General features: G+C 53.4%; 14 protein-coding genes. 5 read left to right on the top strand and 9 right to left on the bottom strand.

Features of this window, described 5'->3' with window-relative positions:
- Nucleotides 1-76 precede the first annotated feature (76 nt).
- Entirely contained in the window at nt 77-1186 is a 1110-nt protein-coding gene (locus tag E4021_RS15020; protein ID WP_136460198.1) for a Fic family protein, read from the bottom strand.
- A gap of 499 nt (nt 1187-1685) precedes the next feature.
- Between E4021_RS15020 and E4021_RS15015 the strand changes: the two genes are divergently transcribed.
- From E4021_RS15015 to E4021_RS15005, 3 genes are all read left to right on the top strand, one after another.
- Nucleotides 1686-3215: a M20/M25/M40 family metallo-hydrolase gene (locus E4021_RS15015; protein ID WP_168797629.1), complete on the top strand. Its 1530-nt coding sequence runs from the start codon at nt 1686-1688 to the stop codon at nt 3213-3215.
- 182 nt (nt 3216-3397) lie between these two features.
- A complete protein-coding gene (locus E4021_RS15010; protein WP_211097031.1) occupies nt 3398-6508 on the top strand; it encodes a SusC/RagA family TonB-linked outer membrane protein in 3111 nt (1036 codons plus the stop codon).
- A gap of 6 nt (nt 6509-6514) precedes the next feature.
- Entirely contained in the window at nt 6515-8104 is a 1590-nt protein-coding gene (locus E4021_RS15005) for a RagB/SusD family nutrient uptake outer membrane protein (protein WP_136460195.1), read from the top strand.
- Nucleotides 8105-8192: 88 nt separating this feature from the next.
- On the opposite strand, the gene E4021_RS15000 is transcribed toward E4021_RS15005, so the two are convergent.
- The 8 genes from E4021_RS15000 to E4021_RS14960 all read right to left on the bottom strand — a co-directional run bounded on the left by E4021_RS15000 (nt 8193) and on the right by E4021_RS14960 (nt 15131).
- The gene (locus E4021_RS15000) at nt 8193-8654 is read right to left on the bottom strand and encodes a DUF3368 domain-containing protein (protein WP_136460194.1); all 462 of its coding nucleotides are present in this window, start codon (nt 8652-8654) and stop codon (nt 8193-8195) included.
- Nucleotides 8647-8871, bottom strand: a complete 225-nt coding sequence (locus tag E4021_RS14995) for a UPF0175 family protein (RefSeq protein ID WP_136460193.1) — start codon at nt 8869-8871, stop codon at nt 8647-8649. Before E4021_RS14995 ends, E4021_RS15000 begins: the two co-directional genes overlap by 8 nt.
- A 374-nt stretch (nt 8872-9245) precedes the next feature.
- On the bottom strand, nt 9246-10142 hold the full coding sequence (locus E4021_RS14990; RefSeq protein ID WP_136460192.1) for an alpha/beta hydrolase: 897 nt from the start codon (nt 10140-10142) through the stop codon (nt 9246-9248).
- A gap of 181 nt (nt 10143-10323) precedes the next feature.
- Nucleotides 10324-10602: an IS66 family insertion sequence element accessory protein TnpA gene (gene tnpA, locus E4021_RS14985; RefSeq protein ID WP_136460191.1), complete on the bottom strand. Its 279-nt coding sequence runs from the start codon at nt 10600-10602 to the stop codon at nt 10324-10326.
- Nucleotides 10603-11202: 600 nt separating this feature from the next.
- On the bottom strand, nt 11203-11925 hold the full coding sequence (locus E4021_RS14975) for a hypothetical protein (protein WP_136460189.1): 723 nt from the start codon (nt 11923-11925) through the stop codon (nt 11203-11205).
- Nucleotides 11926-12023: 98 nt separating this feature from the next.
- Complete coding sequence (locus tag E4021_RS14970) at nt 12024-12365, bottom strand: hypothetical protein (protein WP_136460188.1); 342 nt, start codon at nt 12363-12365, stop codon at nt 12024-12026.
- Nucleotides 12366-12587: 222 nt separating this feature from the next.
- Nucleotides 12588-13646 (bottom strand): DUF5677 domain-containing protein, encoded by a 1059-nt coding sequence (locus tag E4021_RS14965; RefSeq protein ID WP_136460187.1) that lies wholly within the window; start codon nt 13644-13646, stop codon nt 12588-12590.
- Between the two features lie 360 nt (nt 13647-14006).
- A complete protein-coding gene (locus E4021_RS14960) occupies nt 14007-15131 on the bottom strand; it encodes a hypothetical protein (RefSeq protein WP_136460186.1) in 1125 nt (374 codons plus the stop codon).
- Nucleotides 15132-15548: 417 nt separating this feature from the next.
- Here E4021_RS14960 and E4021_RS14955 point away from each other — a divergent pair, with 417 nt between their 5' ends.
- Together E4021_RS14955 and E4021_RS14950 are read left to right on the top strand one after the other, a co-directional pair.
- On the top strand, nt 15549-15968 hold the full coding sequence (locus E4021_RS14955) for a transposase (RefSeq protein ID WP_136460185.1): 420 nt from the start codon (nt 15549-15551) through the stop codon (nt 15966-15968).
- A gap of 43 nt (nt 15969-16011) precedes the next feature.
- Nucleotides 16012-16250, top strand: a 239-nt coding sequence (locus tag E4021_RS14950; protein ID WP_136459663.1) for a transposase, incomplete at its 3' end; no start/stop codon positions are given.

Raw genomic sequence — 16250 nt, 5'->3', positions numbered from 1 at the left:
TGGGCGTGGCTTGTGAGCTGTGCTCGCGGTCACCAAATTAACTGCGCTGCCTTATTTCCGCGAGGCCCATTCCTCGCTACGCGTCCCCGCCAAAGGGCAACACGTAGTGGGTAGCGCGTCCCCGGCCCCGCTGCAGGAGGGCCCCGATCAGGCTCAGCCGTTTCAGCGCGCGGGCGGCGGTAGGCTGAGAAACCCGGGTGATACGCATGTACTTTTTTGTGGTCATCCCGCCTTGGAATCCACTCGGCCCGGCGTCGAGCATCTTGCCGATGGCCTTGCGTTCGTGGTCCGACAGCTGGTTGCCAACTGCCGTCAGGTATTCGTGCTTGCGCAAGGTGAAGGTGACCAACTGATTGGCATGGTTGAGTGCCTCGAGCAGCACTTCACTGAAGTAGACCATCCAGGGGGTGATGTCCAGGCCGTGACTTGACGCATTCAGCGCGACGTAGTATTCCTTTCTTCTCCGCTCGATGGCGTGTGACAGGCTGAAGGGGACGAACACGCCGAGGGATTGGCTAAGCATCTTCTCCATTACGGCCCGGCCAATGCGCCCGTTTCCGTCTTCAAAAGGATGAATGCTTTCAAACCAGAGATGAGCTACACCCGCTTTGGTCACCCCAGCCACCGTTTGGGGCCTGGACGTATTACAATAGTCAACAAACGGCTGCATTTCCGTGGGCACGCGGTCCGCGGGGGGAGCCTCAAAGTGTATTTCCTGGCGATAGTCCGGACCACTCACGATGCGCATAGGCGTAAGCCCCTGACGGTATTCGCCGATCGCGGTCAGGCGGTTTTCGTGGCCCAGCAGCAACTCGTGCCAGTATTTCAGGGTGCTCTCCGTGAGGGGGCGAGAGAAGGTATCGCGGTTCAGGATCATCTGCTGGCCGATTGCTTTGGCCTTCAGGTCGTGTACGCTTTTTGCATGACCTCCCAGGTTCAGGTTGTTCATCACCGATGACATCAGGTCGTGGCGGCTCATTATCTCCCCCTCGATACTTGAGGTGCTTCTAGCCTCCTCGACCAGCCGCTCAAGCAGATAAGCGTGCACTTCCTCCTCCGGAAGCAACCGGATACGATCGACCAGGGCAACACTGTCCCGGCAGTACCGCTGCAGCCGATCCTGAATGGCCGGCGCGTCCCAGTGGAAGTTGGGCCAAGCTTCGTATTGCCAATTGTAGAGTGACACGATTTTATGGGTTAATCATTTCAAAAATAGTGAAAATGATATGATTAGCCTGGGCTCGTCGTCAGATGGTTCGTGAGCTGCGCTCGCGGTCACCAAATCCGCGAGGCCCATTCCTCGCTACGCTCATTTTTTACCGCAGATTGCGCGGATTTGGTTTCGCAGATTTCGCGGATTTCTTCTCGCTTCGCTCGCTTGGTTGTTCCCACCACAGAGGCACAGAGGTCCACGGAGCACTCTGCCAAGGCCTCAGTGTCTTCAGTGCCCTCCGTGGTTGGCCCCTATTTCGCCGCAGGCGAATAATCTGTGTTAATCCGCGAAAAAGGATCTGTGTAATCTGCGGTTTAAAAAACCTTAGGGTCCACACAGCATCGCGCCTAGAGTTGCTCAACCCATTACCCCATCAGGCCAAGAGTTACCACAGGGCGCCGGCGCGCAGGTTCCATACAACGGCCCAAAAGCCGAAGAAAGTCATGATCTTTAAGGGACCAACGCATTGCCGGTGAAACCACTACACATTCTGCTGTTCCTCTCTTTTGCTTTGACGGTGCCCGGGGCCGCCCGGTGTCAGTCGCTGACGACCGACTCCATCGCCGCACTGACGGATCAGGCCCTGCCCGCCGCGGTGGACGAACTCGTCGACTTCCTCGCCATCCCCAACGACGGCAACTATCCCGAACAGGTGGAGGCCAACCTGGCGTGGTGCCGCAAGCGGTTCGACGAACTGGATTTTACCGTCACGCGGCTGGAAACGGCGGGACAACCCCTCCTCTTCGCGGAAAAAAAGGTCGGCAGCGGCCTGCCCATCGTGCTGTTCTACCTGCAGATCGACGGGCAGCCGGTGGACACCGCCGCCTGGGACCAGCCCAACCCCTACCAGGCCGTCTGGAAACGCAAGGAAGCGGACGGCAGCTATACCACGGTGCAGGGGCCGGAGGGGGACTTTGATCCCGAACTGCGGCTGTTCGCCCGCTCGGCTTCCGACTCCAAGGGGCCGGCCACGGCCTTCATCACGGCACTGGACGTGCTGCAGCAACGGGGCATAGAGCCAGCCTACAACGTGAAGGTGATCATGGACTTCCAGGAAGAGCTCGGCAGCGACGACCTGCCTGCCGCCGTGGCTGCCCACCGGGACCTCTTCGTCGCGGATTATCTGGTGATCATGGACGGTACCCGCCACGTCAGCAACGAACCCACCCTGACCTTCGGCGCCCGCGGTATTGCCACTGTGACGCTGCGCATTTTCGGTCCCGCCTACCCCCTCCACAGCGGGCAGTACGGCAACTTCGCGCCCAACCCGGTCTTCCAGGCCGCCCGGCTGCTGGCGGCCATGAAAGACGAGGGCGGCCGGGTACTGATCCCGGGCTTTTACAACGGTGTCTACCTGAGCGCGTCCGACAAGGCGGAAATGAACAAGGTGCCGGAAACCCGGGAGGAGATCCGCAAAATGGTCGGTATCGCCCAAAACGAATCGCTGGGCGAAACCTACCAGGAAGCCCTACAGTACCCGAGCCTGAACGTACGCGGCCTGCGGGCCGGCTGGACGGGCAAGGAAGTGCGCACCCTCATTCCGGACGAGGTGATCGTCGAGATCGATATGCGCCTCGTGCCCGAAACCCCGGGCGAGCGGCAGGTCGATCTGCTGCGGCAGTTCATCGCGGAGCGGGGCTACCACTTCGTCGACAGCCTGCCCACCGAGGAAGAGCGGCTGACGCACTCCCGGCTGATCTCCTTTACCTCCAGCCTCGGGTCGGTGCCCTTTCGCACGAACTTGGATACCCCCATTGACCACTGGCTGACCGACGCGGTACAGCGCGGACTGGGGCGCGAGCCGGTAAGGATGCGCACCACCGGGGGCTCCCAGCCCATGGGTCCCTTCGTCAACCTGCTCGGACTGCCGGCCGTATCGCTGCGCATCCCGAACCCCGACAACAGCATCCACGCGCCAAACGAAAACCTGCGGCTGGGCAATTTCCGCGAAGGCATCCAGGAATGCCTCGCCGTACTTACTGAGCCAATTTTTATTGACTGAGGTAGTTACGTCCCGTTAATTATATCCCGGGGAACAGGCGGTAAGGTTAAAATGGGTATTTAATCCCCAATTAACGGTGATTTACTTGGTGGAGCCGCCAAAGTGGGATATTATTGTCGCATCACTGGTATTTGTGAATTAATTGCGAGAAACCCAACCTTAACCCAGCAAAATTTTACTCCATGGTCATGCAATTTCGGACCTGGATAGGCGTGCTCCTATCCGGCCTGGTCCTCGCCGTGCCGAACCTGAGCGCCCGGCCGTTCGCCCCTTCCCCGGCACCTGCGTCCCCGCCCCCCTATGTGCAATCGAATGTAACCGAACAGACGCTGTCCGGCACAGTGACCGACGCCGAGACCGGTGAGCCGCTCATCGGGGCCACCATCCTGGTGCAGGGCACGAATACGGGCACGGTAACGGACATCGACGGCAAGTTTGAAATCACGGTGCCCGACGACGCCACCACGCTGATCGTCTCCTCCATCGGCTACGAGCGTAAGGAGGTGCCCATCAACGGGCAGACCGTGCTGAACATCGCCCTGGGCTCCAACGTGGAGTCGCTCTCGGAGGTAGTCGTGGTGGGCTACGGTACCCAGCGGAAGTCGGACGTGACCGGGGCCATCGGCACCATCTCCTCCGAGGAACTGCTCCGCGCCCCCGTGACCAACGCCCTCCAGGGGCTGCAGGGCAAGGTGGCCGGCGTGAATATTTTTCTCAATTCCGGCTCCCCCACCGGCAGTCCTCGGGTGCTGATCCGGGGCCTGGGCACGATCAACTCCAACTCCGCCCCCCTCTACGTGGTGGACGGGGTGGTGATGGAAGACATCCAGTTCCTCAACCCCAACGACATCAAGAGCATGGAGGTGCTGAAGGACGCTTCCTCCACCGCCATCTACGGCGCGCGGGGTGCTAACGGCGTCATTCTGGTGACCACCCGCCGCGGCCCGGACCAGGACGGCATCGTGGTGGGCTACGACGGCTACGCCATGGCCGGTACGCTGCGCAAGAAAATGGAGGTGCTCAACGCCGACGAATGGCTGGAAGTCGTGCGGCGCGGCATGGAGAACGCTCCCAAATACCCCGGGGGCCGGGATCCCGGCTTCACCACCGATAATCCGCTCTTCTTCGACGACAACGGCAATCCGCTCTACGATACCGACTGGCAGGACGAGGTGACCCGCACGGCCATCTCCCACAGCCACCAGCTCTCCATCCAGCAGCGTACAAGCAACTCTTCCTACGGCGTGTTCCTCAACTACACGGGTACGGAGGGCATCATGCTCAACAACTACTTCAACCGCCTGTACGGCAAGGTGGCCTACGAGGGCTCGCCCAAGGACTGGCTCACCTTCGGCTTCAACCTGCTGACCAACGTGACCAAGGAGAACAGCTTCGAAGAAGGCGGTGGCGGGCAGTCGCCGCGGCGCACCATGATCGAGATGCCCGCCATCTTCCCGGTCCGCTTCCCGGACGGTACCTACTCCAAGAGTACCGACCTGGGCGGCAATTTCAACCTGGAAGCCATGGCCAACCCGGTGCACGTACTGGAAACCCAGGACCGCCTCGCCAAGCGTACCCAGCTCTTCGGCAATGCCTACCTGGTGTTCAACATCGCCGAGGGGCTGAACTTCCGCACCCAGTTCGGCTTCGACAACCACGACCGGCTGTTCCAGGATTACAGTCCGCGCGACCTCATCAACATCTCCGCTCCCCTGGGCTTCGCCCGCCAGAGCAACCAGCAGGTGAACTACTGGCAGCAGGAAAACTACCTGAACTACAACCGGCTGATCGGCCCCCACAGCATCAGCGGCGTGGCGGGGTTCAGCTTCCAGCAGCGCACGGATGAGAGCTTCGGCATCAGCACCCGGGGCTTTGCTGACGACTTCTTCCGCTTCAACAACCTCGGCGCGGCCAGCCAGCCCGAAGCCCCGGGCTCGGGCTACAGCGACTGGACGCTCAACTCCTACTTCCTGCGCGGCAGCTACAGCTACAACGACCGCTACCTGCTCACGCTGACGGGCCGGGTGGACGGCTCCTCCCGCTTCGGGGCCGGCAACAAATACGGCTGGTTCCCCTCCGTCGGGGTGGGCTGGGTGATTTCGGAGGAGGACTTCCTCGCCGACAACCCCGTCATCAACCAGCTGAAGTTGCGCTCCAGCTTCGGCGTCACCGGCAACACCGAGATCGGCTCCTACCAGTCGCTGGCCACCGTAGGCTCGGGCACCACCCTGATCAACGGCCAGCGGGTCACCAGCACCGTGATCAACGGCCTGGCCAACCCCGACCTGCAGTGGGAGAAAACCCAGCAGTTCGACGTGGGCTTCAACCTGGCCCTGTTCAACTACCGGCTCAACCTGGAGATGGACTATTACTACAAGCTCACCACCGACCTGCTGCTGGCGCGCCCCCTGCCCCAGACGACCGGCTTCGGCTCCATCTTCGACAACATCGGCTCCGTGTCGAACCGCGGGATCGAGATGTTGCTCAGCACCCAGAACGTCTCCACCGACCAGTTCAGCTGGAGCACCAACCTGAACTTCAACTACAACAAAAACCGCATCGAGAAACTGGGGGAAAACGACGAGGACATCGAGTCGGGCCCCTTCTGGGTATCGGGCAGCCAGACCATCCTGCGGGTGGGCGAGCCGCTGTCGTCCTTCTGGGGGTACCGCCGCCTGGGAACCTGGGGTACCGACGAGGCCGACGAAGCCGCCGAGGTGGGCCGCATCCCGGGTGAGGCCAAGCGCACCACCGAAAAGGAGATCATCGGCCACGGGCTCCCCGACGTGACCGGCAGCTTCATCAACAACTTCACCCTGGGCAACTTCGACCTGACCGTCGACCTGCAGTTCGTCCTCGGGGCCGACATCATGCAGCAGTACTACCACTCCGTAGAGGACCGCTCCGGCATTGCCAGCGGCCTGCGGACCATCCTCACCGAAGCCTGGACGCCGGAAAACCAGAACACGATGGTGCAGCAGATCCGCCACCAGGCCTGGGCTGGGCAGAACAGCGAAGTGGACGACCACTGGGTAGTCGACGGCTCTTACCTGCGGGGCAATTCCTTCACCCTCGGCTACAACCTGAACGGCAACTCGCTCGACCGGCTGGGCATGAACAGCGTACGGATCTACCTCAACGCCCAGAACGTCTTCGTGGCCCACTCCGACGAGTTCCAGGGCCTGGACCCCGAGGCTACCTCCTGGGGCGGCAACCAGTGGGGCCAGAACATCTTCTTCTTCCAGTACCCGCGCCCCCGCTCCTTCACTTTCGGCCTGAACCTCAAATTCTAAATGACCATGAACGCTATCAAACTAGCCATTTTGCTGCTCCTGGGCGGCGCGGGGTACTCCTGTTCCGAATTCCTCGAAGAGGAGCCGCGCAGTTCGGCCAGCCTGAACCAGTTCTTCACCGAGCCCGCCCACGCCGAGAATGCCGTGAACGCCCTCTATCGCGACGGCGCCCCCGCCCTCTGGATGAACGGCGGCGTGTACAACGGCCGCAACATCATGTACGGCCCCTACCTGTCGGGCTTCTTCGAAAACAACTACAAGGGGCAGTACGCCTACATCGGGTTCGCCCAGCAGTTGCAGCTCAACGCCATCAACTCCAACTCCATCCTGAACGACTATTGGTCGCAGATGTACCGGGAGATCAGCCGCGCGAACAACGCCATCAAGTACATCCCCACCACCCCCGGCCTGAATGACGCCCAGGTGGACCGCCTCCTCGGCGAGGCCCGCTTCTTCCGGGCCTGGGCCTACTTCATGCTGGTGCGCCACTTCGGCGACGTGCCCCTGATCACGGAGCCCTACGAATCGACCAACGATATCTACCGGGCGCGGTCCTCCTCCGCGGAGGTCTACGCCCTGATCGTCCAGGACCTGGAGTTCGCCGTCAATTCCGCCGGCCTGGCCAACACCAACATGGTCAGCAACGGCTACCGCGTCTCCCGCCCCGCCGCCGCCGCCCTGCTGGCCGACGTGCAGCTGACCCGCAGCGGCTTCCCCCTGCAGAACGACAACTACGCCGCCGCCGCCGACGCGGCCCGGCTGGTGATCAACAGCGGGGCTCACTCGCTGGCACAGAACGCCCGCGACGCCAGCGGGGAGCTGATTCCCGAGAATAGCGCCTACAACAAGATCCGCCGCCAGGAGGTGATCGCCACCGAGTTCGTCTACCCCATCGAGTTCGCCATCGGCATCGCCGGCTCCGGCTACCCCGCCTACACCTACCCGGTGACCCTGACGAGCCAGACCAACTACGGCATCACCAACCAGGCCTACGAGCCGCGGGACCAGTTCCTGGCCATGTACGACGAGGACGAAGACCTGCGCATCCAGAACAAGCAGCTCTGGCACAATACCTACACCGACGAGGACGGCAACACGACCACCTTCCGCTTCCAGCCCTACCTGTGGCACGACGACCAGGCGCTGTTCGGCACCACCAACCCCGCCAACTCCGAATTGGAGGTGGCCGCCTACACCTACGCCGAGGTGCTGCTGATCGCCGCCGAGGCCATCGCCCGCTCCGAAGGGGTCACGGCTGAGGCCGTCGACTACCTCACCCAGGTCCGCAGCCGCGCCTACTACCGGCAGTCCGCCGACGAGATCAGCGGCGCGCTGTCGGAACTGTCCGTCCAGGAGTTCGTCGAGGAGGTCTGGGCCGAACGCAACCGCGAACTGGCCCTCAACTTCAAGATCTGGTACGACATGATCCGCACCCGAAAGTACCCCGAAGCCACCGACGGTACCATCAACTTCGTCGACCTCATCGGCCACAAGAGCAGCTGGGGCCCCGTCTTCGAGGAAAAACACCTGCTGCTGCCCCTGCCCGACCAGGAGCTGCAGCGCAACGCCGAACTGAACCAGAACGTGGGGTACTAAGCGATAAACATCACCGCACACCGCCCGGAGGGGGCACCGGCCTGGGGTTGGTGCCCCCTTTGGTTTTGGATACTGTTATCCGACGTATTTATTCTTCATTCATTTCTTTCAGGGCCAGCTCGTATACTCTGTCAGACAAGCGAAAACCCTGTTCCCGCAAGCTATTCAGCTGTTGTTTGCCCGATGAAATCAGCCCACGTTGTTTGGCGCGGATCAGTATACCAATCAGTCCAGTAATTGGCACACCCATTGACCGTGCCCACTTCCTCCCCTTCCGTTCATCGATTATCAACAATACGTTCTCTAGGGTCAACGCCAAGGCAATTGAGCTGGCCTCACCGGCGTCCAGGCTGGGATAGAGGGAGCGGTAGGCTACCGGATCATATCGATCATTTATTTGAATCCACCCTGGCAGATCTACAGCGCACTCCTCCTTGACTATGGACGTAATCTCAACGTGGCCATACAATTGTTGGAGCAAGTCCAGTCCTTTGATTTTATGCAGCCCGATGAGCGTACTGGCGTCGGCGATGACTGCCCGGTTAGGCATTGGCAATGTCTTCTAGCAGGTCATCTTCCTCCGTCTGAAAAGCCGAGACTCCGTAGCGGCCCAGTAGTTCCACAAATGAGCGACGGCTGATGCCTACCATCCGTGCCCCCTGTCCCGAAGTGATCATGCCTTCCTCAAACAACTTACTGGCAAACAGCATCTTCAGATCGAAATCTGTGGCCGTCAAATCCACCGGTAACTCTACGTGAAAGCCCATGATGATCCGTTTTTAGCTCGAACAACCATCAAGATAGGGAAGTTGCCAGGAACTACCGCTGTCCGGGTAGGGCATCAATCCCTTACTCTTTGCGGCTGGCGCTGGTGCCGCAGTTGGACGTGAAGCCTGCCCAATCGCATTGTAGGGATTGGCGCAGCTGGCCCCTGCCGGGTATTTCTGCAGCTGGTAGGGCGCTACGTCATTTGGGGTAGCCATCTCCCGAAGGGGGATAACACTGTTTCTCGTCAACTTCACCGCCGAGCCGGTGGCTTCCTCTTGCGGGCATAAGAGGCAGGCGGTACCCTGTTTCACATATTCCGCTTTGAACCGCGAGTAGAACGGGCACATTTTGTGAACCAGAACCCGCTAGCTTATTACTCTGGCGCTGGAAGATGCCGGTTGAAAAACTCCCAGTAGCTGTCGCCCAGGGCTGCAAACATCTCTTTTGGCGAATGCCCCGCTCCTTCCAGGATGGTGGTGGAGTGTTCAATGTCCAGTTGGCTGAGGTGATCAGAGAATTTCAATACATTATTTAGACTGGGATCCGCACCGCCGAGGATCATCCTGATTTCCAGGTTGCCACGAATGTTGGGGGCATTACCAATGGCAATTTGCCAAGGGCTTAACTGACGGAAAAACGCTGTATCCCCACCGTATACGCGGTCCAACGTTTGCTGTGCTTTGGCCTTTCCGGCAACCGGGGCTTCCTCGGGGTTCAGGACTTCCTGCATAGGTCCCGGATTGATCAGTGAAATGGCGGTAAACAGCTCAGGGTATTTCAGTCCCAGTCTGGCCGCGCCGTAGCCTCCCATGCTGCCACCCTCCAGCAGCCGGCCTCGCGCCTGGCCAATGGTTCTGAAGGACGTATCAATATGTGGAATGAGTTCGCGGATGATGACACTTTCCATTCTGACGGTGCCGTCTTTCGAGTCTACCCACATACTTTCCCTTTTGCCATCGTCCAGAAAAACAACCAGGGCGGGGGCTATTTTCTCACTTTGTATTGCCGCGTGAAACCGTTCGGCCAGCATATTAAGCACGCCGGGAGGCCAGCCACCACTTCCGTGGAGCCAGTAAATTACCGGATACGAATGGGTTGAGTCCAGCTTGTAGGCGTCGGGAATGTAAACGTGGTAATCAACCTCACCCTTCATGTAATCGCTGAGAATGTGCTGGGTGACCACCTTGGCCGGACCTGGAAGTTCAGCTGCTTCCTGTCCCGCGAGCGTTCCGATCGATAGTAGGGCAATCAAATAGAGTAAACCATTCATAACATTGCGACGGGTTGGGCCTCAGTAAATTAGGGGGATACTCAATTTCACGCAAGCTGAGCTGGCCGTGGTGCTCCGGGAGTTGGAAGGATAAGGGGGATTGGCCTGCTGCCGTGAGCGGCGGTGAAGGCTGGCTTTACCGAGACTGTTGCATGAAGGTGCTTTGGTAAAACCTTGGTTTTTAACATAGCACCTTTTTTAGCATCGCATAGCCATCGGAGAGGATGCCGTGGTCGATGCTCAACTCAGCGTACATCTTTTTCAAACGCGCGTTCTCCGTCTCGAGCTCCTTGATCCGCCGTTTGCTTTCGTCGGCCTCGTCGGCCTGCTCCTTCTTCCACTTGTAGAAGGTCGCGGCGCTGATCTGGTGCTGGCGGCACAGATCGGCTACGGGAGTGCCGGCGTCGGCCTGGGCCAGGATCTCGAGCCGCTGGGTGGGGGTAAACTTGCTTTTTCGCATGGTGAAACCACTTTAGGAAGGTGAACTAATTTAGGGTCAGTTCTACTTAAAAGTGGTTGCGGGTAGGGGGAAGCGTACAGGACCTCGCCGCCTCTGTCTGGGAACAGACCTCGGCCGATCTTGGGGTAGATTGGGAGTTGCTCGACAATTTGACGGAGGAAGAACTGCAAGGCGTTGAATTGCAAGTGCATGAGATGTGGTCAATCATTGGCCTTAAGCAGAGGAAGCGGTGGGCCTGGATGATTTATTGTCTGGCGATTAAGCAGGTTCTAACCTTTCACGTTCGCGGAAGGGGCAAAAAGGAAGCGCAGCGGCTCCTTGACAAACTACCCGATCGGCTACGGCAAAACTGCTCTTTCGCTACCGACAATTAGGATGCCTACTACCCAACCATCCTGAGGGAATAGTACCGAGCATTTAAGGCACTGACATACCATATTGAGGGCTACTTTACCGGGGTGCGCGCCAGGTTCAGCCGGCTGGAGCGGCGGAGCGTGCCGTTCTCCAAAAAGCTCACCAATCACGTGGCCGCGATTGTTTACATATTCTGGCAGCACAATTTGGCCGTCCACCATTACATGTGATACACTGCCAACAAGATTATTTTTTTCGCCGAGCAGTAATTATTTTATGACCATTTTTTGATACACATTGTAGATTGCATACTGACTTATGATAATTATAAAATAGATCCGTGACCTTTGTGTCAGTCAATTTGTAGGTTCCGTCAAAATCTTTAACATCTGGGAAAAGACCGGGAGTGATTGATATTTTAAATTTATCAATAAATGATTTTACAATTTCTTCAAATTCAGGATCAATATGATCTACATCACAATCTTCGAAAGCGAACGGTTCTTTAGTCACAGAGCAGATCATGTATTCATTACCATCAAAATACTTTGTTTTAGCCTCGTAGATTTGGGGCTTCACTACATATCTCATGACATCTCTAAATTCTTGATTGTAATTTCTTTTTTCAATTTTGCTTAGCGTATAGCTTACTACTTCCTTTTCGCCACATTTAAGATGCAGAATGATACCTTTAGTTTTAGGGTTCTTCAAGTTTTTTACCACTTCTATTTTACTTACACCGGATCTAGATTTGTAATTCCAGTAGATGTGACACTGCCGTAAGTATTCGGTCATGAATTCAAAATCCTTTCCTTGTAGGTAGCTACCAGGCGAGTATCCGGAAATTTTGCTTCTCACAGCCAATTGAAGGGCGGTTTTAGTATAGAATGGTTTGTCTGTGATAGTGTATTTTGGGTGTTTCTCCATCTCTCTTTTTAAATCAAAGTAGCAAATATTTTGGTTAACCACGATTTTTCAACTTGACCTGCAGCTTTTGGTTGCGCCAAACTGGGGCGCCGGCGACGGCTGACGATTGGAAGCTGTACGCTGGTGCAGTTTTAGCGGCATTACTTTTCTGGCGTGAGAAACTCTAATAGGTCTCCAAGTGAAACTTCGTGACTTTGGTAAATTTGCACCTTGCGATAATCAAGAATTTTACCCTTGACAGCCTCAAGTTTTAAAATATTTACATCATTATTCTTCAATAGCCTGTACTTATATTTTAGTTGGCTATGCTGCTCTTCAATTTTGATAACAATCACGCACCAATTTTTCTGACAGTATAGGTTTTCAGATATAGAAAAGTCGGTGTTCCACCTCTTTGCGGAAACCGATTTTAATTGTATGTATAGAGGTGAGCTTTTGTCAATAATTATTAGATCTACTCCTTTATCAACGTCTGATTTCACAATTGACAATTAAGGTTTGTTCTTCAACCAAATGTGTTCGTAGATTTTAGAAATCATGTGATATTCTGATAGCTTCTCCTGAGTTCTACTTTCCCTGAATTTGTTCATGGTGCTAAATTTATTTTTGAACCATACGCATACCCTGCGAGAAATAATTGATTATAATTGCGGATATCAATAAGTTGCTAATTAACTTCAGATCAATATAGCTTATAAGCCGATTCACTCCTCTTCGCCCAGAGATTCGACCAGCCTATTGAATGTTCTTACTATTAAAAACCGATTGGCATCCAATTCTTTAGGCATCGAGAATCGCCACAGGATAAAGTCAGTTACTTCGTCTAGCAAACTAGCTGTGTACTGCATTGGGTCAACAATTGAAACCCTGGTTATGTTGAACTCATCAAATTTGTAAAGATTAATCATATTTCCCTCTTTGAATGAAAAAAAGCTCGCAAAATTCGTATGTACATATTCACTACAAAACTTGTAATATGGTCTGAACTTTTCAAGCGCTAATCTGGATTCTAGCATTATAAATGTTGTCTTGTGTCCAAAAAGATCATTGGCCCATCCATAATCGCTTTTAACAAAATCCAAACCATATTTATTCTTCAATGCATCTCTACGACGTGTATATTTCAAAATAACATCGTCTTCCAAAGGCGGAAAATTGAAGCTTTTATGGTTTTCCTGATAACTTATGGCTTTCTTATACCTCCCAATGTCTGAATGCTCTACAAATTTTTTAGTAAGAACTTCATCATCTTCAGTAACTAAAACAAGATATACGACTGTAGTTTCATATAACGATCTCCAGACAGCCATTGCTGCGTCTTCTTGACCAGACATTAGCAGCAAGAAGATTTGATTAGCTTTTCTCAAAATTAATCCATAGAGTGAAATAGCTACTTTCAGGGTTTCACTCAGATCATTCTTGTATTTGGAGATTCTGTCTATAACTATCTCAAAAATTGATTTGCATAATTCAATCAATAACACAAAATTCTCGAACTGTTGTCTATGTCGGTTAATATTTCGTTTCTGGCTAACGGTGATCTGTTCAACGAATTTATCAATATTAAGATTATGATGATCCAGTGTTAATTCAGCAAGGAAATCATCATATCCTTGCATAATAACTTCAAAACCGTCGGCGTCTGCGGTTCTAAATATTTGTTCTGCCGATAAGCTTTCCAGGATAGTTAGTAGAGTTTCAATGTAATTATCTTCAAAATTGGAGAAAACAAGATCTTTTATTCCTATAACATTTTTATCCATAAAATTGTGAATTGTAAGGGGGGGGCGTTGGATATTTCTGAGTTCACTGGAATTAGTTTCAGTAGTTTTAATTGCAGCTCACGTTGGAGTGGAAGGCGGAACGAAGTGTAGCCTTTCACTCCAACGGGGGCCTACCCGACGGCCGCCTTCACCAACTAACACTTCGGGTGTCGATGTTTACCACGGTTGCTTCTGAAACAATCACAGCACCAACAAGCCTATCCGGCGGCTGTGCGTGGTAGGCAGTGTTGTGTGCATTTCACAGATAACTAAATAATTAATATAATTTAATTTACAACGGTAATGGAACTTGATGCAAGGTCCAAACAAAGGTTACTTTCTTCTTGTCTTCTGTTAGGATTAATTTAGATCGCTATGAGTTAATACTGTAGAGTCAAATTCTCCGATTTGTACTTGAATAGATTTCCAATTATAGGAGTGCTTTTCGATTAATCCGCCGAAATCAAAAGGGTATTTTGCGTTGGGGTTTTTGTAATAGCGTAATGTAGTTGACTCAGGAACCATATAATCAGATCGAACGAAAAGTACGCCACTAACTCTTGTCATTTTAGGATTAACTTCACTTCCAAACATTCCGTTATGCTCTCTAAAAGACGATTTCGTAGTCATTGAGTATACTCCTTGACCGAACATTAGATCATCGAGTTCACTATCATGCGCACCAAACACAGAGCCAATCTGGACACAAACAATGAATGGCTTATCTAATTTCCCATATCGGCCAGCTTTGCGGTTAATTGCGTTTTTGAGATACTGAATAGGATCTATGATTTGTGCGGCACTTCCTTGGATACCCACTATGTTGACAGGTTTTTCTGTCGATATAGTTCTAGGAATTAATGAGCATTCTATTCTAAACGATTCACATTCATAGATGAATCGATCCTTGTATCTTTCAGATGATATCCAATAGCTTTCATCCCTGATCTTTTCTTTGTTTTCTTCAATGTATTCGTTTAGCCGCCGGTACAGTTCTTGAAGTTTTTCCGATTTTATCTGTTTGATTTGTATATCGTATATTGATAGAAAAACACTGTCGGAAGCAACATTTTTATTAATCTTATCGACTATTTCATTAGTTATATTTTCTACTTTTTCTTCTTTCTCACTTTTGTCTCGTGCTAATCTCGCCTCAGCGTATATAACAATTCCGTCCTTCGACAACATAAAGTCAGGCCGCTTGGTAGTGTTTTCCATTTCTGGATGAACTACTACACCAAATTTGAGAGTATGGAATATCCTAAATAAGAGTAACTCAAAATAGGATGGATACCAGTCGTTTTTAAAGGATGATATCAAATCGCTCTTTTCTTTCTCTGGGTAGTCTTTAAACCAGCTTTCTAGGCGATCCCTTAACCGGATTGAGTAATCGGAGGCACTTCTATTAAAGAACTCATATAGCGTCTCATCCACTCTCATGTGTGATTCATCGCTTCGGTCAGTAGTTTCAAATAAATTCATCATCAATTTCTATTATCTAGTTTTCGCAAAATGTATAATTTTTCTGATTTGAACTGGGGCTTGTTTATCATTGCACACAACACTAACACATCCGCATTACGCATACGCACACTATAGAAGCGCAATTATCAACGCGTACACACCACCCACCCACCAATAATACACAACTAATACAAATTACCAAGAGAAATATATCTGGCTAAACACGAACAGCCGAGATATACACCACAAGTCCAGCCAAATACCAGCCCCCAAACAACCCTGAACACGCCAGCAGGTAGTAATCCCCACCCCCCACGACCTGACCTAAGGCCACCGAACAGCCACCCCAAACCCAACACAACAACCCCCACAAACCGTTCCCAGCAACCAGCAACTGTCCATGCCTGAAATAGCTTGACACAATCGTACACATCGATTATGTCATCAAATTCAGAACACCCCACCCTTAACCAGAAGTACACGCGGCGCTTCAGCGAGCCCTTCAAACGCCGCTGCGTTGCGCAACTCACCGCGGGAGAGGTCTCCATCGCCCAGGGATGTCGGCTCTGGCAGGTCAGTCGCACCTCGCTTTACCAGTGGATCTACCTATATTCAGATCGCATCAAAGGTACCCGTACGGTGGTAGAAATGGAAAGCGAAGGCAAGCGTATCGAACGCCTATTGGCCCGACTGGCCGAACTGGAACGGATTGTTGGTTGCAAGCAAATGGAAATCGACCTGTTGCAGACCACGCTCGACCTGGCGAGTCAGGAGGTGGGTTATGACCTAAAAAAAAAGTACGCTACCCGGTCATTGAGTACTGGCGCGGTCACCCCCAGCGGTGTATTGCCCCCCTAATTGATCGGAACGGATTACAGTTCAAAAACTGTAATTTTTCACCATGTCAAAGCGCAAATTCACTACCGAAGACAAGCTGCAGATCATCAAAGAGGCTTCCGAAAAAGGCGTCAAGGTTACGCTGGAGAAGTACGACGTCTACCCGGCCACCTACTACGCTTGGCGCAAGAAGTTCTCCGAGATGGGTGAGGACGGCTTCCGCCACGGCGTCACCGTCAAGCGGCTGCGAGAGATCAAGTCCCTGGAGAAGGAGAATCGAAGTTTGAAGGAACTGGTCGCCGA

The organism is Neolewinella litorea (assembly GCF_004803465.1).
GTDB lineage: Bacteria > Bacteroidota > Bacteroidia > Chitinophagales > Saprospiraceae > Neolewinella > Neolewinella litorea.
The sequence above is the reverse complement of the archived record's forward strand: the minus strand, read 5'-3'. Positions and strand labels throughout refer to the sequence as shown.

Excerpts from the sequence above, each read along its gene's own strand:
- E4021_RS15010 (WP_211097031.1), top strand. The coding sequence starts at position 3,398 with ATGGTCATGCAATTTCGGACCTGGATAGGCGTGCTCCTATCCGGCCTG.
- E4021_RS15005 (WP_136460195.1), top strand. The coding sequence starts at position 6,515 with ATGAACGCTATCAAACTAGCCATTTTGCTGCTCCTGGGCGGCGCGGGG.
- E4021_RS15000 (WP_136460194.1), bottom strand. The coding sequence starts at position 8,654 with ATGCCTAACCGGGCAGTCATCGCCGACGCCAGTACGCTCATCGGGCTG.
- E4021_RS14995 (WP_136460193.1), bottom strand. The coding sequence starts at position 8,871 with ATGGGCTTTCACGTAGAGTTACCGGTGGATTTGACGGCCACAGATTTC.
- E4021_RS14990 (WP_136460192.1), bottom strand. The coding sequence starts at position 10,142 with ATGAATGGTTTACTCTATTTGATTGCCCTACTATCGATCGGAACGCTC.
- tnpA (WP_136460191.1), bottom strand. The coding sequence starts at position 10,602 with ATGCGAAAAAGCAAGTTTACCCCCACCCAGCGGCTCGAGATCCTGGCC.
- E4021_RS14965 (WP_136460187.1), bottom strand. The coding sequence starts at position 13,646 with ATGGATAAAAATGTTATAGGAATAAAAGATCTTGTTTTCTCCAATTTT.
- E4021_RS14960 (WP_136460186.1), bottom strand. The coding sequence starts at position 15,131 with ATGATGAATTTATTTGAAACTACTGACCGAAGCGATGAATCACACATG.
- E4021_RS14955 (WP_136460185.1), top strand. The coding sequence starts at position 15,549 with ATGTCATCAAATTCAGAACACCCCACCCTTAACCAGAAGTACACGCGG.